Here is a 1,661-nt window from a genome sequence, read left to right as displayed (position 1 = left end):
GGGCTGGATCATGGCGGTCCGGTGGGTTCCGCCAGGGCCCACGCAAGCGCCGGGCCAGCCCCATGGCCCCGCCAGGGCGGCGGGAAGCGCGCCTGGCCCGGCGGAATTTACCGCCGACCCGGCAGGATCTGCCGGGCCATCCGGCGCCACCCCGCCCCGCCCCGGCGGAATCCGCCCGCCGCGCCCTGGCACGGCGGTTGCTGTGGTCCCGCCATCCCCTCCGGTTCCGGCGCGCCGCGCCACGGGCCGGGCCCCCGCACCCGAGGACCATGCGCATGTCGCTGAACGGCTCTCTCTACGCCGCCACATCCGGGCTCGGAGCCCAGACCGCGGCGATCACCAATGTCTCGAACAACGTCGCCAACAGCCAGACCACCGGCTACAAGCGCGTCGACACCGCCTTCGCCGAGCAGCTGAGCCAGTCCACCGCGCGGCTGAACGGGTCCAGCACGGTCAGCGCGGCGCCGGTCGCCACGGTCAGCCGCGGCGGCGACATCAGCCAGGTCGAGAACCCGCTGGCCCTGGCGATCTCGGGCAATGGGCTGTTCGCCGTCTCCCGCCCGGCGGGGACGGACGCCAACGGCAACACCGTCTTCAGCCCGACCCAGTTCTACACGCGCAATGGCGACTTCTCGAAGACCGCCGAGGGCTACCTGGTCAATACCAGCGGCTATGCGCTGGAGGGTTGGCCGGTGGCCAATGGCGCGGTCAATCGCGGCCAGCTCGGGCTGATCCAGGTCGATGAGGCGCCCTACGCGCCGGAGGCCACGACGCAGATCGGCATCGGCGCCAACCTGCCGGCCTCCGGCACCGAGACCAGCTATTCCACCCAGGTGCCGGTCTACGACAATCTCGGCATCGCCCGCAGCGTGACACTGAACTGGACCAAGACCGGCGACTACCAGTGGCAGGTCAATGTGGTGGGGCCGGATGGCACCACCTCGGCCGGCACGGCGACGCTCAATTTCGGCGATGGCGCCGGCACCGGCAACGGCATGCCGAGCGGCACGCTCGACAGCATCACCAATGCCACGGGCGCGCTCGCCGCTTCCGGCTTCAACGGCCAGGGCAGCGCGGCGACGCTGACGGTCGGCGACCTGTTCGGCGCCGGCAGCCAGCCGGTGGCGATCAGCCTCGGCACCTTCGGCAGCACCCAGGGCGTCACGCAATATGCCGGCGCGACCTACCAGCAGAACAGCGTCACCGCCAATGGCGCGGCGCCGGGCGCCTATACCGGCGTCGGCATCAAGGAGAATGGCGAGGTCGTCGTCAGCTACGACAACGGCAAGAGCCGCACCATCGCGCAGGTGCCGATCGTCACCTTCCAGAACGCCGACGGCCTGCAGCGCGAGGATGGCCAGGCCTTCACCGCCACCCAGGCGGCCGGCCAGTTCCGCGTGCTGGCCGCCGGCGAGCAGGGCACCGGCACGCTCGCCACCAGCTCGATCGAGGCGTCGAATGTCGACATCACCTCCGAGTTCTCGAAGATGATCGTCGCGCAGCGCGCCTACAGCGCGAACAGCCGTGTGCTCAGCACCGTCAGCGGCCTGATGAGCGAGACGGTGGACATGCTGCGCTGATCCCGTTTTCCCGGCCGGCGGCGCTGCCGCTGCGCCGGGCCTGGCCATCGCGCGCCGGGGGCGGCGATCCGCCCCGGCCCG

The 1,661-nt window shown here is 71.5% G+C and carries 1 protein-coding gene; it reads left to right on the top strand.

Annotated features, from left to right (window positions below; all coding sequences use genetic code 11):
- Positions 1–275 precede the first annotated feature (275 nt).
- Complete coding sequence (locus HMPREF0731_RS21015; protein ID WP_040614322.1) at positions 276–1,580, top strand: flagellar hook protein FlgE; 1,305 nt, start codon at positions 276–278, stop codon at positions 1,578–1,580.
- Positions 1,581–1,661 lie beyond the last annotated feature (81 nt).

This window comes from Pseudoroseomonas cervicalis ATCC 49957, assembly GCF_000164635.1.
In the GTDB taxonomy this organism is placed as follows: Bacteria; Pseudomonadota; Alphaproteobacteria; order Acetobacterales; family Acetobacteraceae; genus Pseudoroseomonas; species Pseudoroseomonas cervicalis.
Note: the sequence above shows the minus strand (reverse complement) of the source record. Positions and strands in the feature narration are given on the sequence as shown.

Excerpts from the sequence above, each read along its gene's own strand:
- HMPREF0731_RS21015 (WP_040614322.1), top strand. The coding sequence starts at position 276 with ATGTCGCTGAACGGCTCTCTCTACGCCGCCACATCCGGGCTCGGAGCC.